The following is a 17043-nucleotide window of genomic DNA, read 5'->3' as shown; positions in this document are numbered from 1 at the left end:
TCTAGAATAATATAAAGCTCCAAATTATTTAAACCTTACGATAAGCACTTGGCGTTACACCAGTAGCCTCTTTAAATGCACCCGTAAACTTACTACCATTCTCATACCCTACCGCATTAGCGATTTCTAAAATAGACTGATCTGAGTCTTGAAGCAATCTCTTCGCCGCATTAATACGACATTCTTTTAGATATTGATGTATGGTTGTACCAAATACACCTTTAAAGCAACGTTTCAGGGTAGATGTAGGAATATCAAACTGTTCAGACAAGGAATCAATAGTAATACGCTTCATATACTGTGTCGATACATATTCACATACAGCTTTTACAATATCAACTTGCTGCTTTCTATAGGTATTTCTTTTTTCATTATTAGCTGTAGATATAACAGATAACAATAAAAAGATTTCAATCACTTTTAATTTAAAATAGTGCTCCTTTATTTGATCTGGTACATTATATAAACTAGAAAAAATGTGACGAACAGTTTCCGTTTCTTCCATCATCATACCAAAATCAGAATGCTCACAAAACCGATTGGCCAGCTCAGTCAAATCAATTCGAGAATCACTAACAAGTGCATCTAATACGGGTTGTGCCTTTTCAACATCTACTAATAATACAATTCCTTTAAATAATTTTGTAGGGAAGTAATTTTCATGTTGGTAAGCGGAGCGTGTATGCCACCCTAACGACATATCCCCTGGGCCCATATATAAATACTCTCCAGATGTGAACTTGCACTCAATGCGCCCTTCTTCACAGTGATTTATAGCAAACGTCTTGGTATGTGATTTAGCATAAAATTGAATCGTCTCTTGCTTCACATCTAAGAACATCAAATCGATACCGTCAAATATCGTATGTCTTGACATAGATGTTCCAGCATGTGAAACCGCATGATTATGTGGATTCATACTATCACCATATACACAAATACTATAAACATAAACGTTAATATTATATTATAATATACTTATTGATAGTCATTGTCAACTTCTAATTAGTAATAATTCATTTTAAATTTAAAAACACAAGCTAGTTCGTTTTAGTAATATAAAACAATTAAGATCTTCGTTGAGAGTTATTCTAGTGTACTATAAAATAAGCCTCATAAATTAAACTACAACAATTTAATTCATGAGGCTATATTCAAAACTAAGAATATAAGTTCCTATTTTTTTGTTTTAATAATAAAAGCTAATGCTATGACATGCGCTACCCATATAATGCCCATAACCATTAGAGCAATAGGCATATCTTGACTAAAATAGGCACCAACCGCCATTATGGCACTAACGGATACGAGAATGGACAACTTTGCCCGCAACGTCAATGCTTTATCGCGTTCATACGCACCAACCGTCTTTTTATATAATTGGGACTCTAAAAACATTCTGTGAAAGCGTTCAGATCCACGTGCTAAACAAAATAGGGTCAGCATATAAAAAGGAACTGTTGGCAAGATGGGTAATACGATACCTGCTGTACCAAGGCAAAAACTTATAGTACCAATGGTCAAAAATATATATCGAATTACTACATTACTATGTTGCTCAGTTGTTTTCATTACTCCTCTTCTACGTAGTTAATAACTTTCCCTTTTGTTTTAATAAAATTAGGAATAAATAAAACAAGGGCTGCAATAACAACGACACCATAAATACCAGCCATACCAATCCATTCAAAGGCATTACCTAATACGAGACCCATTACGGCAAAGTCAGCATCACCGAATGTTGTATTTTGGAAACCTAATTGACCTAGAACTGGCAATGCTAACGCTGGCAAGAATGTAATTGCCAAACCGTTAAGGAATGCACCTACTGCAGCACCACGACGACCGCCTGTAGCGTTGCCATAAATACCTGCTGTTGCACCACAGAAGAAATGTGGTACAAGACCAGGAATGATAAGTACGCCACCTATAGCACCTAGAATAAGCATACCGATGATACCGCCGATAAAGGAACTAATAAAGCCTAATACAACGGCTGTTGGTGCATAGGTAAAGAATACAGCACAATCTACTGCTGGAATTGCATTAGGAATGATTTTTGTGGCAATACCTTGGAAAGCAGGAATCAAATCACCTAAGATCATACGAACGCCGGAATATACGATAGCCACACCTACAGAAAAGTTCATAGCGCTCATAACCGCAAATAGGTATGGACTCATAGAATCGGATAAAGTTGCTACAAATTCAGAGCCCGCAGCAATAGCTGCGATTAAATAAAATACGATCATAGTCAATGCAGTAGATAACGTAGAATCACGCAAGAACCCCCATTTCTCAGGAATTTCAATATCTTCTGTACTTTCCTCTGCTTTACCTACATATTTTGCTACCCAAGCAGATAGATAATAACCTAAACTACCAAAATGGCCCAAGGCAATTTCATCTCCATCGGTAACTTTAGAAGTATAACTTTGACCGATAGCTGGAGAAATAGCAGACCAAGCGCCCATTAAGAAACCACCTACAAGAATTAATTCAATACCAGATAAACCTACAGTACCAAGCACAGCAGACATTAAACAAGCCATAAATAAGCTATGATGACCTGTAAGGAATACATACTTAAATTTAGTGAAACGAGCAATTAATAAATTCATCAATAAGCCTACAACGAGAATAGACATCGTTTCAACACCAAGTACCTTTTGCGCTACCGCCACGATAGCTTCATTATTTGGTACAACACCTGTAATATGGAATCCGTGTTCAATCATTTTTCCAAGTGGATCAAGATTGCTAACGATAACACCAGCACCAGCAGCAAGCATTAAATAACCAAGAATTGGCTTTAACGTACCTGTCATAATTTTATGAAATGGTCGTTTTAAAGCGATTAAACCTACACAGGACATAATACCAATCAATAAGGCTGGCTGACTCAATACATCTCGTAAGAATTCTAATATCATTTCCATAGAATTATCTCCCCTATGAATTACTTAGCGATTTGTTGTAATCGTTCCAAAATATCTTCTTTAATTTTCTTTTTATTAATATAACTACGTACAATAGCTACATCTTTGTCTTCAAATTGTTCTGCCAGTTCTTTTACAGTTACAATTAAATCGGCCTTACGACCTTGAGCCGCGTTAAAATCGATTGATTCTACTTGTGCTTCGATATTATTTTCAGCACAAATTTCTTCGATTTTCATTTTTAACATCAAACTAGAACCAATACCATTACCACATACAGTTAAAATGGAAATCATAGTCCACCTCCAAAATTACACTTCATCAAGATGTTCAAATAAAAAGGCTTGTACATCTTCAATACTTTCAAAATTTACCGCTGCATCAAGAAACTCTTCATCCTCAAATAGAGTTGCAATATCGGTAAGCAATTGAATATGTTCATCCTTATGCGGCGCACATAAAAATACAGCTACTGATACGGGATCATTTTCTAGACTACCAAAATCAATAGGCTTTTCTAAGGTTACTAGAGCCGTACCTACGTGCTTAACTCCCATTTCTGGACGCGCATGAGGCATAGCAAGACCTGGTGCCAATACGATGTATGGCCCCATGTCACGAACTACATCAATCATAGCCTCAGTATATGTAGGCTCCGTAAAGCCAGCATCGACCATGAGCTGACCACCATGACGAATCACATCTTCCCATGTCTCAGCCGGATAATGAAATGACACATTATCCTCTGATAATAAGTCTTGTAACAAACTAACACCTCCTATACAACTTATATATCCCTATTATAGCGATACATAAATGAAATGCCTATAGGTAATTATAATAATTATAAAAACAAATGAGAAAATAACAGATTTTCATACCAGTAGATGTTATAAAGCAAAAAAATTAGACCCTTTCGGGTCCAATTTTTTATATTCACACAGCAGATTAAGAGTATGTGTCTCTAATGAAGACGAGAAATATATTATAAATAATATATAAATAGATGCTGTGCCAATAACTATATATCTAACGGTAATGATTTAGGTCGATACCGTTCATCAGTGCGAGACTTAATAGCTTCAATCAAAGGTCGTATAACACGATATTCATCATCGGTTAAACGAAATGTTCGTCCAATGCGCTTAAAAGGCAATTTCTTACGTCCACTGCAAACCTTCACTACTTCGTTATCCATAATACTACCTCTATCATTAGATAAGGATACACGTTTCTCTTACACTTAGAATTATACGTTAGTTTATACAGTTTATCAAGAGTAAATATTCAAGTTATAAAATTAATTATTTTCTGATGCCGCTTTTGCCGCTTCTGCTGCTTTTTTCAAATTAGGTACAGATGTTGGACAAGTTTCCGGTGTGCAAGCACCATTTGGGCCTAAATCCTCAGCTCTGCTCACAAAATGGGTATGCAACATATGATGTGCTTTTTCACTCATTGGCTTACCCTCAAAAAACTCTGCATAAAGTGCTTTGATTTCTGGATTATCGCAACATGTTTTAATTTTCACTTCGCTATCACGATTATACAACGATGCAATACGCGCTTCACGAGCTTTATCGGCCATCGGTAATTTCACACGTGGTTGACCACCACCACCGATACAGCCACCGCGACAAGCCATAACTTCGATGAAATCATAATGGATATTTTCTGCACGCATGCGCTCAATAAATTTACGCATATTACCTGTGCCGTGTACAGCTGCAACATGTAATGTTTTATCACCAATAATTACGTCTGCTTCACGAGCACCATCCATACCACGAATTGCTTCAAATGGAATCAAGGAATTTGGTGCATCTTCACCAGTTACCATTTCATAAGCTGCACGCATAGCCGCTTCCATAACACCGCCAGTATTACCAAAGATAATACCACCGCCAGAAGCTTCGCCCATCAATGGGTCAAATGCGGAATCTTCTAACTCATCGAAGTTCACATCTTCTGCGCGCAACCATTTTGCCAATTCACGTGTAGTAATACAGTAATCTGTATCGCGCATAGATGGTTCATTCCAATATTCTGCGGAAGCATTCATTTCATCGCGACGAATTTCAAACTTCTTAGCCGTACAAGGTGTAACAGACACAGCGACGATTTGTTTTGCATCAAGATTCATTTTTTCTGCAAAATATGTTTTTTGCGTTGGTGCTTGCATGGAGATTGGGCTCTTAGCAGTAGACAAGTTTGGCAAAAATTCTGGATAAAATGTTTCAGCAAACTTAACCCATGCTGGACAACAAGATGTGAATTGTGGCAATTCGCCAGATCCGTTTACAACACGTTCAATCAATTCGCTGGCTTCTTCCATGATAGTCATATCAGCGCCAAAGTTTGTATCTAATACATAATCGCCACCTAATTTACGAAGGGCTGCCACCATTTTACCTTCTACAAATGTTCCCATGTCCATACCGAACTCTTCGCCTAAACCTACACGAACAGCTGGTGCAGTTTGGAACACCACAATTTTATCTGGATCTGCAATAGCAGCCTTTACTTCGTCAATTTCAGAACGTTCATTAATGGAATCGAATGGGCAAATAGATGCACATTGACCACAATGAATACAAATCGGATGATCCCCATTTGTTGTCAAATCATAATAATCGAATACGCCCATATCTACAGCACAGGCCTTACGACATAAAGAACAGTTTTTACATTTAGATAAATCTTGTACAAGAGCGATATTGCCTTCTTCAATAGGCACACGGCGATCTAAAAATTCGTACTTACTCATTGTTCCTCCTACTTAGGTAACGTTGTTATCGTTAATCTAGGAAATTATACTACAAATTGTAAATTTTATCAATCATTCCAAAATCAATTTCCATACGAAATAGAAATTAGAAAATGATGGTTCATACTGATATTTTATATTACCTAAAAACAAGTCTCTCTAAAGCCACTTAATCGATTTATTAATGAATACTACAATCTATCTTCTAATTCAATCCATCTTTCTGTAAGATTATCTAATTGTGCCTGTGCATTCTCGCGTTCAGTCATAAGCGATTGAATTTGCTCATAATCAGTCCCCGCTTGTCCAATCATAACATCTAAACCCTTAATAAGATGCTCTAGTTTAGGCAACTCTTCCAATATAGATGCATACTCCGACTCTTCTGCTTTGTTGAGGGCTTTTTTAACAGGTTCTAAATCCTGATTTTCATCTGGTTCCATTTGAGTATAATATATCGATTGTTCACTATTAATAGTTTGTAAACTTTCAGTACCTGTCAGTTGTCCTATACCAGTTGATATATTGGCACTATACGATGCTTCAGACTTACCACCTTGTGATTCTTCTATATCACGCTCTATATTTGGCACGTAAAATGGAGAATTTGAGATTTCACTATGTTCAGCCTTATAATCGGAATACGAGCCATGTACAATATCAATATGACCATCACCAGTAAAGACAAACAATTTATCTACCACACGATCTAGGAAATAGCGATCATGACAAACAGTAACAATGACACCACTAAAGGAATCGAGAAAATCTTCTAGTACTTCTAAAGTTGGAATATCTAAATCATTGGTCGGTTCATCTAACAAAAGCACATTAGGCGCACCCATTAATAGTTTTAACAGATACAATCGGCGACGCTCGCCACCAGATAGTTTACGAATCGGAACACCATGTAGTTCAGGAGTAAACAAAAACCGTTCTAACATTTGACCTGCACTCAAGGTAGATCCATCTCCTAGCACCATGTACGAATGATCCTCTCGAATATAGTCAAGAACGCGCATATCTTCATCAAAAGAAGGCAGTTCCTGTTTAAAATGAGCAATGCGTACCGTTTCCCCTTTACCAATAGTCCCACTAGATGGTTTATAGATACCATCCAAAATATTCATAAATGTCGATTTCCCTACTCCATTTGGCCCCACAATACCAATGCGGTCGTGGCGCACCACATGATAGGTAAAATCTCGGATTATAGGGCGCTGCTCAAAATTAAAACTGAGATGCTCTATATCAAATATAGTTTTACCTAGTCGTGTTTTTAAAACAATAGGGTCTAATTGATCAGTCCGTCTGATTTTTTCCATATTTTTGAGGTTCTCATAGCGCTGTAGTCTCGCCTTTTGCTTTGTACTACGCGCCTGTGCTCCTCGGCGTACCCATTCAACCTCCCGTTTTAGAAATTGACGACGTTTTTCTTCTGTAGCCGCTTGTTTCGCTTCTCTATCTGCCTTATTCGCCACATATGTTTCATAATTCCCCTCATATTCATACATACGGCGATTAGACAATTCTAAAATACCTGTGCATACAGAATCTAAAAAATACCTATCATGAGTACTGATGAGCAATCCTCCTGGACGATTCCGCAAATAAGTTTCAAGCCACTCGATACTATTCTCATCTAAATGATTTGTAGGCTCATCCAATAACAATAAATCACAAGGATATAGCAAAGCTTGCCCCAATGCAAGACGACGTTTTTGTCCCCCTGATAAGAACTCTACTTGTTGATGTACATTGGGAAATCCTAATTTATTCAGGATAATACGAGCCTCTTGTTCGACTTGCCACCCATTTTGCTGATCCATCTCCTCTAATCGCTGCATATATTGGCGTTCAATCGCTAAATCATGAATATTTGCCGACTGCATACCTTCATAGCGTATGCGAGCCAACTCATAGGCTTTTACCAATTGCAACCGCGGATGTGCCCCATCCAAAATAGCTGTTAATACACTATCTTCACCATTAAATTTTGGGGTTTGTGCCAAATAATATACCTGGGCCTTGCCATTTCGTTCAATATGCCCAGAATCAGCTTCCATTTGATTAGACAATATTTTTAAAAATGTAGATTTGCCAGTTCCATTGATACCAACCAATCCCAATCGCTTTTGATTAGTAAAAGTGATTGATACATCAGTAAATAATAATCGTGTACCATATGATTTTTCTATGTGTTGTAAACTAATAACATTCATTGCAATACTCCTCAACTGTGCTTATGGTATCTATTATACTACGAACGGTATTGACAGTCATAGAAGGACCTCAGTAGAATACATATATAGCGACGATAGTAAGGAGGATTTTATGACACACGATACAGTATTAGCTTTTTATGATGAGCTCGGTTTTGAACTTATTGATTTTGATGGTTATGATACATTATTTATCGAATTATTAGATGATGGTTCCTATGCCACCGTATCCGATGATGATGGACACATTCCTGAAAGTCTCAACACGGATATCGTATTTAATATATATGACGATAATGACTCCTTCCAATGGAGCGTTACCTTACATGATTCTCACCAATTACAAGAATTAATGATTTCTGCAGAAAGTATCGACCACTTACTCTGCACTTTACAAAATATCCGACAAGAAAATATTGAAGAATTTCAGTAATAAAACTTACCTTTGAAACTCATCCTATAAAAGCAAAAGAGTCATGCTAGATTAGACCTTAATGTTAAGCTTAGATAAAACTAACATTAATCATTTGTTCACTAGCATGACTCTTTCTATATTATATTACGATTATTTTAAATCCCTATCTAATACACGTATTAATTCATTTACTATATTAGCAGCCCCATCTACGTGCCACTGTCGAGCCGTTTCAGACATTTGTTGCAACCGATTGGGATTAATTAACAACGCAGCTACAACGTCTTCTAAATTATGAATATCTCGAGCCCAACGTGCACAGCCACGGTTTTCTAGCAGCTCTGCATTAGCTACCTCTTGGCCTGGAATAGCATTGAAAAATACCATAGGCAATCCAATAGTAACGGCTTCCATGCACGTAAGTGCACCCGGTTTTGTAACTAATAATGTGGTGGAGCTCATCAATTCCGATATATTCGACGTATATCCATATACAGTGGTCTTTGTTTTCATTTTCCCACTCAGTGTTACCAATGATTCATAAAGTGATGTATTCTGTCCTGCTACAACGGTAATTTCATCAATAGAGGATACCGCATCAAGATGCTGTAATGCAATTTCCAAAGACCCTAAACCTAAACCGCCCCCCATAACGAGAACCTTAATAGGTTTCTTCATTTCATAATGTGTAATGGCATCTTTAAAGAAAGATCGGCGCACAGGGATACCTGATACGTGAATTTTATCAGCTTCAATACCGACTTGCGTCATTTCTGACACCATACCTTCTGTAGCAACAAAATAAGTATCTACTTGAGGATATAACCAAAACTGATGACTGCTAAAATCCGTTAAAATGGCTACAATAGGCATCTGAATATGACCTTGTCGTTTTAAAATACATGCTGCACCACAAGGAAATGGATGGGTAAATACCATTACATCTGGATTTTCCTGTTGTATAAGCTTGAGCATACGGCTTTTTAACAAATAAGACAGCACTGTCTGCATGACAGTTCCCTTACGCTCGCCTTTAGAGGCACGATAAATCAAATCATAGAGCATAGGAAACAAATCAATCATCTTAATATAGGTACCTTTGATAATATGCTCCAATGACAATGTTTCGGTATCCAAAAAATCTACATGACTAATGGTAGCCTGTGGCTCCTTTTCTTTCCAATATTCTTCTATAGCTCTGGCTGCCTGCATATGTCCACTACCAATAGAGGCAGACACAATGAGGACCTTTCGGGAATATTCGTTGTTCATAATCAATCCTTTCATTGTGATTATACCATAGTTGAATTAGTGAGAATATCCCTTCTAGGAAGTTTCCTCCAACCATCATACCGATAGAATCTAATCCCTCTAGTCTATTGATATATTGAGTCCTATAAAGCAAAAAAAGAGACCTCAACGAGGTCTCCTAAAAATCTATATTAGATTATTTTTTGCGTTTTTTTGCAGGAGCTGCGTTAACTTGTTCTTTCAAACCTTTACCAGCTTTGAATGCAGGGGATTTGGATGCAGCAATTGTAATAACTTCACCGCTTTGTGGGTTGCGACCTTCACGAGCAGCGCGTTCACGGATTTCAAAAGTACCGAAACCGATTACTTGTACTTTACCGCCAGTAGCTAATTCTTCTGCAATTGTATCGAACACAGCTTTTACTGCTTTTTCAGCGTCTTTTTTTGTTAATTCAGTTTTTTGTGCAACACTTGCAATTAATTCTGTTTTATTCATGACAGAACCTCCTTTAAATTACAATACCTCGAGATTACTAACTCACCTCTTGGTTACTTTTCCTGCACCTTAGCCTCCTCCCAAAAAGCATCCAGCTCAGCTAATGAAAAGTCTTCCCATGAGCGATCACTTTTGTTAACACAAGCTTCTACATGTGAAAAACGCTGTCGGAACTTAGTGTTTGTGCGATTCAGTGCATTTTCACCGCTTATTTTATACCATCTAAATAGATTAATCAAGGAAAAAAGCACATCTCCAGCCTCGCTTTCCATATTTTCTCTATCATTTTCAGCTACGGCTACCTTAAATTCGTCAATTTCTTCGTTCACTTTTTCCCAAATCGGATCGAGCTCCTTCCAGTCAAATCCTAGCTTTCCAGCCTTATCTTGCAATTTCTGAGCAGCCATTAATGATGGCAATCCTTTTGAAACACCATCTAATACAGATTTTCGTATATTTTTATTTTCTTGTGCTTTTAATTCATCCCAAGTGTATGTTTTTTCATTATCATTCATCTTATTTTTATCTACAAATACCTTCGGATGACGACGAATCATTTTCGCTGACACATCATTAATAACATCTTGTAATGTAAAATGTCCATGTTCTTCGGCTAACTGACTGTGGAAAACGACTTGTAATAATACATCACCTAATTCTTCACGCAAATTAGCCATATCTTTATTGTCGATAGCATCTATCACTTCATAAGTTTCTTCGATAAAATAAGGACGCAAGGACTCATGAGTTTGTTGCCTATCCCAAGAACACCCTTCAGGGCTACGCAAAATATCTACTACGTCAACTAATGGATTTATATCAATATTGCTTTTCATATAAACGCCCTTCCTCTTTGTCACGTTTTTTCTGTAATCGTTTGCCTATAATTGGAAAATGATAGATATCATCTTTCACAATCGCCTTCGTAAGCCACAAAGATACGCCATAAACTACAATAGCAACTACAATAGCAGCAGCTACCGATGGACCATTACCTAATAGTTCTACTAAGAACGTATAGGTCACTTGTGTAGCACCTCCCATAGCCATGGCAGATACAAGAATTTTCAATAATTCCTTCGCTTTCACAATAGAGCCAACGTATTTTCTTACAAACCAGATATTAATGCCTCCAGCGATGGCAAAATTTAAATTCGTTGCCCATGCAGCACCGTTAATACCTAATTCGATAGATCCTGTCAATTGATAGTCTAATACAGCTTTCACTACAAGACCGATACAAATAGAAACCAACGGTATTACTGTACGTCCTAACCCTTGTAAAATACCTGCTGTAATTTGCTGCCACCCAAGAAAAATGATGCTCAAACTAATAACAGCAATAACTGGTCCTGCGTGAGGCGTAGCATAAATTAATAAAGAAATTGGTGTGGCTAATACAGAAAGGCCGATACAGGCGGGTATGGTAAACAAATTGGCAATTTTCATTGCCGTCCTAGATCGTTTAATAATCTGAGTGATATCATGCATAGCATGAGCTTCGGATACAGCAGGTACTAAGCTAGCAGCCAATGATGTGGTCAATATAATCGGTAATCCAATCAAGGAGGTTGCCATGCCTGTTAAATACCCAAATTGTGTAGTCGCTTCGTGCAAATAATACCCTATATCCATTAGTCGTTTAGGTACAATAAAGGTGTCAATAAGAGATACCATAGGAAGCATAATATTAGCCATAGATACAGGAATAGCTAAAGCAAATAGTCGCTTAATAACAGCACAATTCGACTCCATAAGGGCCGATTCATTTTGCTCAGCTATTAATTGTTGACGTGCCTTACGTTGCCGATAATAAAAATATACTAGCACTACTAATCCTGCTAACACGCCCGGAAATGTAGCAAATGTAGCACCGCCAGCTGCAAAATGCAAACCTTGATCTATAAAATAGTAGGCTAATCCTACCATAGATCCAACTCGAAATATTTGCTCAAAGACTTGACTAGTCCCGGTAGGTACCATGTATTGGAACCCTTGGAAATACCCTCTAAAACAGCTAAGTATGGTAACGACTACGATGGCTGGTGCCAACAATTGAATCGGCATCAGCGCCCTAGGATCAGTGATAATCTGCCATTGAATAAGCCATTTTGCACTAGCATATAAACCAATACTAAATACAATCCCCACTAAGGTTAACACCTTTAAGGACATGCGAAATACTTGATTAACACCGCGAATATCATGATTTGCCAGTTTTTCAGCAATCATGATCGAAATAGCCACAGGAATACCAGCAGCAGAAATGCTGACAATAATTTGATAAATGGGATAGGCCATCATATACAAACCTATACCTTCACCGCCTAATATGCGCGCAATTAATACCTTGCTAAAAGCACCAATAACCTTGACGATGATACCAGCTATAGTTAAAATCATAGCACCCTTTAAAAATCGGTTCATAGGCCCTCCTCTGAAGTTTTAGATAATTCCTTCATTACTTGTTCCGTAATAGATAGGATAGACCCTTTGAGTCCAACTAACGCCACCTGTAATGTAGCTGGTTTCGTATCTAAAAACTTCATGTGCTTCCACATCACTTCACTAACAGCGCCCATATCCCAGTATGCCATTTTCGAATCATCGTGCCAATGGATATTGAGTTCTTCCCCCCTACGAGCAATACTTTTTATCCCCAGTAATCGAGCTTGCTCTTTAATACGAGCAATACGCAATAATCGATCTACAGGCTCTGTAGGTGTGCCAAAACGGTCGATAAGCTCATCTGTCATATCATCTAATTGCGCCTTTGTTTTTATTTGTAATAACCGTTGATAAATAGAGATTTTACGAGCACTATCCTTGATATACGCATCATCAATAAATGCATCTACCTCGAGATCGATGGCTGGATCAGGTGAAGTATCTTTTACTACCTCTTTATTTTGTGCTTTTGCGATAGCTTCTTCTAACATAGATACGTACATACCGAACCCGACAGCCGCAATATTACCATGTTGTTGAGCCCCCAATAGGTTTCCAGCACCGCGAATCTCTAAATCACGCATAGCCAATTTAAACCCTGCCCCTAACTCTGTAAACTCTTCTATAGCTTTTAAACGCTTTTCTGCAGCCTCTGAAAGCATTTTATCAGGTCTATACATGAAATAGGCATATGCACGGCGTCTAGAACGTCCTACACGCCCTCTCATTTGGTATAACTGTGAAAGCCCTAAATGATCTGCATCATAAATAATAATTGTGTTCGCATTAGGCACATCAAGGCCCGTTTCAATAATACTAGTGCTAAGCAATACATCATAATGGCCTTCATAGAAATCAGTCATAATTTCTTCAATTTGACGGCCAGTCATTTGACCATGAGCAATGGCATAGCGTAAATCAGGCAATGCTGCTTCTAATAATTCACCCATATGCTCTATAGAGGCGACCCGATTATATACGAAATATACTTGTCCTCCCCGTGCTAATTCGCGTTTTATCGCATCTGCTACAAGGTTCATATCGTATTCCACAACATAAGTTTGTATAGGTAACCGCTCTTCTGGTGGTGTACTAATGACAGACATTTCTCGAACCCCTACAAGGGACATATGCAAAGTACGAGGTATCGGTGTAGCACTTAATGTGAGTACATCGATATGATTAGCCCATTCTTTCCATTTTTCCTTTTGTGCTACCCCAAATCGTTGTTCTTCATCTACCACGAGAAATCCTAAGTCTTTAAACTTGATCTTTTTATTTAATAGCGAGTGGGTGCCGATTAATACATCTACAGAACCTGCTTCCACACCTTTAACAACTTCTTTTTTCTCCGTCGTCGACCTAAATCGGTTGATAACCTCTACCTTGACACCAAATGGATTAAATCGATTTAAAAAGGTTTGATAATGCTGTTGTGCCAATACCGTAGTAGGTACTAATACAGCCACTTGTTTACCACTCATAACAGCTTTAAACACGGCACGCATAGCCACTTCTGTTTTACCAAAACCAACATCACCAGCCAATAATCTATCCATTGGTATAGGTCGTTCCATAGATTCTTTAATTTCTCGAACAGCTTGTAATTGGTCTTCCGTCTCTTCATAAGGAAAAGTGTCTTCGAATTCTTGTTGCCATGGTTGATCTGGTAAAAAAGCAAAACCTTCTGCCACTTCACGCTTAGCGTACAATTCAACCAGCTTATCGGCTAAATCATCAATAGCCTTCTTAGCTTTTGTAACTACTTTGCGCCAATCACTACCGCCCATTTTATGGATACGCGGTACATCACCTTCATTGCCAATATATTTTTGTAACTGATCTAGATTACTGGCAGGCAAAAATAATCGATCCGTCCCCGCATAGGCAATCTCAATGTAATCACGATGAATACCTTCTGTTTCAATCGTTTTAAGTCCAATATATTTGCCTATTCCATGCTGACTATGAACTACATAATCACCAATGGTCAAATCCGTGAAATAATTTATTTCCTGCCCTTTTTTAGGTTTATTACGCAATTTACGCTTTTGCTGTCCATAGATATTACCTTCTACCACAACAGCAAGTTTACTATGAGGTAACTCAAAACCATCAGTAAGAAGACCTTGCATAATGAGCACCGTATTGGGCTCATAATCAAAGCTTTCACTAAACCTATAGGCAATACCATCTATTTCTAAAGACCGTTCAACACCTTCTCGACGCTGTTGATTATTGAGAACTAACACCACTTGATGTTCTAGCTTCTGCCATTGTTTAATTTCATCCATTAATAACGGAATTTGGCGCTCAAAACTAGTCATCGTTTTCCCTTGAATACCTATGGAAGTAAATCCACTAAGACCAATAGAGCGCTGTTGCATAAAAGTAAAGGCTACTTGTACTTTTCCCTCTACAGAGCGTTGCAATTCATTCCAATCACAATGTCCTTGACGATGAGCCACATCTTCTTTTAAAAACTTCTTTAATGATTCTTGAATACGACCTGGCTCATCAAAAATAATGAGACCCTCTGCTGCATAAGATAATAATGTACTATTGGACTCCGTATCATTAATATAAAATGGTGTTATCGTATAAGAATCAATTTGCTCCGTAGATCGTTGGCTTTCAATAGAAAAATATCGCATCGTATCAACTTCATCACCAAAGAATTCTATACGAATTGGTTTATCGCTATTAACAGGATAGATATCTAAAATATCTCCACGCACAGCAAAATGACCACGTTGTTCCACCTGGTCTACTCGTTCATATCCAATATGTACTAATGTTTCTAATAATACATCTCGCTCGATAGTCTGTGAAAGCTCGATATACACGCTAGCATGTTTTAAATACTGAGGACTCACCACATATTGTGATGCCTCTTCAGCATTTGCAATTACCACCACCGGTTTCTGCCACGCCAATTGACTGAGAGCGCGCATTTGATTACCTTGGTTCTCTAGGCTACGTGCTACAGTCGTAAAGTCTACACGATCCGTTATAGGAAAAGAAAGTACCTCTATATGAGGCCAGAAAAAAGCTAAATCACGCTCCCACATCTCTTTGTGTTCCTTATCATGGACAACAATAATCGTTGGTCCTACTTGGTCGGAAGAAATGGCTCGACTAAGAAGAAATGACTTTTGAGATCCACTTAATCCGTAGATAGCAGATTTTCCTTTAGCCGTAAACGCCTTTAGCCCATCTACAATAGATGGGTTCTGTGAAAGCACTGTATCAAATGAAATTGTCATAGTGCACCATATATAATAAAAAAGCCTTGTAAGCCTGTTCATTCCAGCTTTACAAGACATACTATCTATTTAATTAGAATGTGGTGCGGGAGAAGGGACTTGAACCCCCACGCCGTAAGGCGCCAGATCCTAAGTCTGGTGCGTCTGCCAATTCCGCCACTCCCGCGTACCAACTGAAATAATAATACCACTTATTACATATATCGTCAATCATTTTTCAAATGAAATATTGATGAACGAAAAAGAAATGGTCCCAACAACTGTTTAAAACCAGATACTGGGACCATCTCTTTTTGGATGATGATGAATAAATGCATGCCCTACATTTACAAAAAATATATTAACAACATAACAAAAGCCATGTTGGTAATACCAAAAGGTATAATCCACCATGACCACGACATTCAAAATTTCTTATTATTAATAAAAAATCCTTTTTACATGCACGTAAAAAGGGAGTCTCTAACTTCTCCTCCCTATCACTCGTAGGTCAAATGGTGAATGTTGAATAGGCAGTTCTCCTGACTCGGCATCATCGCTTATCTAGCCTTCCCAGTTTCCCAGTGACTTAATTAGACTCGCTCAACCATACAGTGGCGGGACCGTGCTGGCCTTTAACCAGCTTCTCTATTATGCTTTTCAGCACCTATTCCCAAATATGTAATTGTCTATGCATTTATAGTACCACTACAACATATAATAGTCAAATATATTTTCATAAAATATTCAATACTATTATTTATAGTGAAATAACTAACAACTATCATGTATAATAATAGTTAAGAATGGAGGTATTATATGTATATCGGAGACATCATAAAAGACTATCGTACAAATCATCAACAATCTATAGAGGATTTCGCCAAAGCGTCCTCCCTTTCAGTATCTGAAATTGAAACCTTAGAAGCTAATTATGAAAGCAATAATGGAACTCCAGTTTCAGTATCAATTCGACAAATCAAAGGGATTGCACAAGCAATGAATATACCTATGCCAGTATTAATGACCCAGATTCCGTCTGATCAACAAATTATTGTACAAGTAGTGGCTGAGTCAGATCAACCACATGCAAAATAGAAGATATTACAGCAAGTATTTCAACAACAGCAAGCGGTTTCAGTGAGTGTTCATAACAGCACCAGTAAACCGCTTTTATTCGTTTTTGGGTTATAGGACAAAAAGTGTGTGTGACTAATCCCAATAAGTTGGAAAATTTGTAGACATATGTAGCTCATTCCA

15 protein-coding genes, 1 tRNA gene and 1 riboswitch are annotated in these 17043 nt (G+C 37.8%); of the genes, 2 read left to right on the top strand and 14 right to left on the bottom strand.

What is annotated here, in order from left to right; all coding sequences use genetic code 11:
- Positions 1–28: 28 nt before the first annotated feature.
- From EO120_RS06650 to EO120_RS06620, 8 genes are all read right to left on the bottom strand, one after another.
- Positions 29–919, bottom strand: a complete 891-nt coding sequence (locus EO120_RS06650; RefSeq protein ID WP_127134705.1) for an AraC family transcriptional regulator — start codon at positions 917–919, stop codon at positions 29–31.
- A gap of 257 nt (positions 920–1176) precedes the next feature.
- The gene (locus EO120_RS06645) at positions 1177–1572 is read right to left on the bottom strand and encodes a YbaN family protein (protein WP_127134704.1); all 396 of its coding nucleotides are present in this window, start codon (positions 1570–1572) and stop codon (positions 1177–1179) included.
- Positions 1572–2939 carry a PTS ascorbate transporter subunit IIC gene (locus EO120_RS06640; RefSeq protein WP_127134703.1) on the bottom strand — a complete coding sequence of 456 codons (1368 nt, stop codon included), beginning with the start codon at positions 2937–2939 and terminating at the stop codon, positions 1572–1574. The genes EO120_RS06645 and EO120_RS06640 overlap by 1 nt, the downstream gene beginning before the upstream one ends.
- Positions 2940–2959: 20 nt before the next feature.
- Positions 2960–3235, bottom strand: a complete 276-nt coding sequence (locus tag EO120_RS06635) for a PTS sugar transporter subunit IIB (RefSeq protein WP_005381928.1) — start codon at positions 3233–3235, stop codon at positions 2960–2962.
- A gap of 15 nt (positions 3236–3250) precedes the next feature.
- Entirely contained in the window at positions 3251–3706 is a 456-nt protein-coding gene (locus tag EO120_RS06630; protein WP_127134702.1) for a PTS sugar transporter subunit IIA, read from the bottom strand.
- Between the two features lie 254 nt (positions 3707–3960).
- Entirely contained in the window at positions 3961–4137 is a 177-nt protein-coding gene (locus tag EO120_RS09170) for a hypothetical protein (protein WP_164725729.1), read from the bottom strand.
- A 102-nt stretch (positions 4138–4239) separates the two neighbouring features.
- Positions 4240–5706 (bottom strand): [FeFe] hydrogenase, group A, encoded by a 1467-nt coding sequence (locus EO120_RS06625; RefSeq protein WP_127134701.1) that lies wholly within the window; start codon positions 5704–5706, stop codon positions 4240–4242.
- A 191-nt stretch (positions 5707–5897) separates the two neighbouring features.
- A complete protein-coding gene (locus tag EO120_RS06620; protein ID WP_127134700.1) occupies positions 5898–7928 on the bottom strand; it encodes an ABC-F family ATP-binding cassette domain-containing protein in 2031 nt (676 codons plus the stop codon).
- A 112-nt stretch (positions 7929–8040) separates the two neighbouring features.
- On the opposite strand from EO120_RS06620, the gene EO120_RS06615 reads away from it, so the two are divergent.
- Positions 8041–8361, top strand: coding sequence for a hypothetical protein (locus tag EO120_RS06615; protein ID WP_127134699.1), 321 nt, complete (start codon positions 8041–8043; stop codon positions 8359–8361).
- A 132-nt stretch (positions 8362–8493) separates the two neighbouring features.
- Here EO120_RS06615 and EO120_RS06610 read toward each other — a convergent pair whose 3' ends face one another.
- From EO120_RS06610 to EO120_RS06585, 6 genes are all read right to left on the bottom strand, one after another.
- Positions 8494–9615 (bottom strand): MGDG synthase family glycosyltransferase, encoded by a 1122-nt coding sequence (locus EO120_RS06610; protein ID WP_127134698.1) that lies wholly within the window; start codon positions 9613–9615, stop codon positions 8494–8496.
- A gap of 175 nt (positions 9616–9790) precedes the next feature.
- Complete coding sequence (locus EO120_RS06605) at positions 9791–10090, bottom strand: HU family DNA-binding protein (protein WP_127134697.1); 300 nt, start codon at positions 10088–10090, stop codon at positions 9791–9793.
- A gap of 53 nt (positions 10091–10143) precedes the next feature.
- Positions 10144–10926, bottom strand: a complete 783-nt coding sequence (gene mazG / locus EO120_RS06600; RefSeq protein ID WP_127134696.1) for a nucleoside triphosphate pyrophosphohydrolase — start codon at positions 10924–10926, stop codon at positions 10144–10146.
- A complete protein-coding gene (locus EO120_RS06595) occupies positions 10910–12517 on the bottom strand; it encodes a putative polysaccharide biosynthesis protein (protein WP_127134695.1) in 1608 nt (535 codons plus the stop codon). The genes mazG and EO120_RS06595 overlap by 17 nt, the downstream gene beginning before the upstream one ends.
- Positions 12514–15804, bottom strand: coding sequence for a transcription-repair coupling factor (gene mfd / locus EO120_RS06590; protein WP_127134694.1), 3291 nt, complete (start codon positions 15802–15804; stop codon positions 12514–12516). The genes EO120_RS06595 and mfd overlap by 4 nt, the downstream gene beginning before the upstream one ends.
- Before the next feature lie 81 nt (positions 15805–15885).
- Positions 15886–15970: transfer RNA gene (locus tag EO120_RS06585), tRNA-Leu, on the bottom strand.
- Positions 15971–16298: 328 nt separating this feature from the next.
- Positions 16299–16469: riboswitch (cobalamin riboswitch) on the bottom strand.
- A gap of 133 nt (positions 16470–16602) precedes the next feature.
- Between EO120_RS06585 and EO120_RS06580 the strand changes: the two genes are divergently transcribed.
- Positions 16603–16881 (top strand): helix-turn-helix transcriptional regulator, encoded by a 279-nt coding sequence (locus EO120_RS06580; protein ID WP_127134693.1) that lies wholly within the window; start codon positions 16603–16605, stop codon positions 16879–16881.
- The last annotated feature ends 162 nt before the right edge of the window (positions 16882–17043 follow it).

This window comes from Veillonella caviae, from assembly GCF_003992125.1.
Lineage (GTDB): Bacteria > Bacillota > Negativicutes > Veillonellales > Veillonellaceae > Veillonella > Veillonella caviae.
This window is presented reverse-complemented; position numbering and strand designations above follow the sequence as displayed.

Coding starts and splice junctions, on each gene's coding strand:
- EO120_RS06615 (WP_127134699.1), top strand. CDS start 8,041: ATGACACACGATACAGTATTAGCTTTTTATGATGAGCTCGGTTTTGAA.
- EO120_RS06595 (WP_127134695.1), bottom strand. CDS start 12,517: ATGAACCGATTTTTAAAGGGTGCTATGATTTTAACTATAGCTGGTATC.
- EO120_RS06640 (WP_127134703.1), bottom strand. CDS start 2,939: ATGGAAATGATATTAGAATTCTTACGAGATGTATTGAGTCAGCCAGCC.
- EO120_RS06620 (WP_127134700.1), bottom strand. CDS start 7,928: ATGAATGTTATTAGTTTACAACACATAGAAAAATCATATGGTACACGA.
- EO120_RS06650 (WP_127134705.1), bottom strand. CDS start 919: ATGAATCCACATAATCATGCGGTTTCACATGCTGGAACATCTATGTCA.
- EO120_RS06605 (WP_127134697.1), bottom strand. CDS start 10,090: ATGAATAAAACAGAATTAATTGCAAGTGTTGCACAAAAAACTGAATTA.
- EO120_RS06635 (WP_005381928.1), bottom strand. CDS start 3,235: ATGATTTCCATTTTAACTGTATGTGGTAATGGTATTGGTTCTAGTTTG.
- mfd (WP_127134694.1), bottom strand. CDS start 15,804: ATGACAATTTCATTTGATACAGTGCTTTCACAGAACCCATCTATTGTA.
- EO120_RS09170 (WP_164725729.1), bottom strand. CDS start 4,137: ATGGATAACGAAGTAGTGAAGGTTTGCAGTGGACGTAAGAAATTGCCT.
- EO120_RS06625 (WP_127134701.1), bottom strand. CDS start 5,706: ATGAGTAAGTACGAATTTTTAGATCGCCGTGTGCCTATTGAAGAAGGC.
- EO120_RS06645 (WP_127134704.1), bottom strand. CDS start 1,572: ATGAAAACAACTGAGCAACATAGTAATGTAGTAATTCGATATATATTT.
- EO120_RS06580 (WP_127134693.1), top strand. CDS start 16,603: ATGTATATCGGAGACATCATAAAAGACTATCGTACAAATCATCAACAA.
- EO120_RS06610 (WP_127134698.1), bottom strand. CDS start 9,615: ATGAACAACGAATATTCCCGAAAGGTCCTCATTGTGTCTGCCTCTATT.
- mazG (WP_127134696.1), bottom strand. CDS start 10,926: ATGAAAAGCAATATTGATATAAATCCATTAGTTGACGTAGTAGATATT.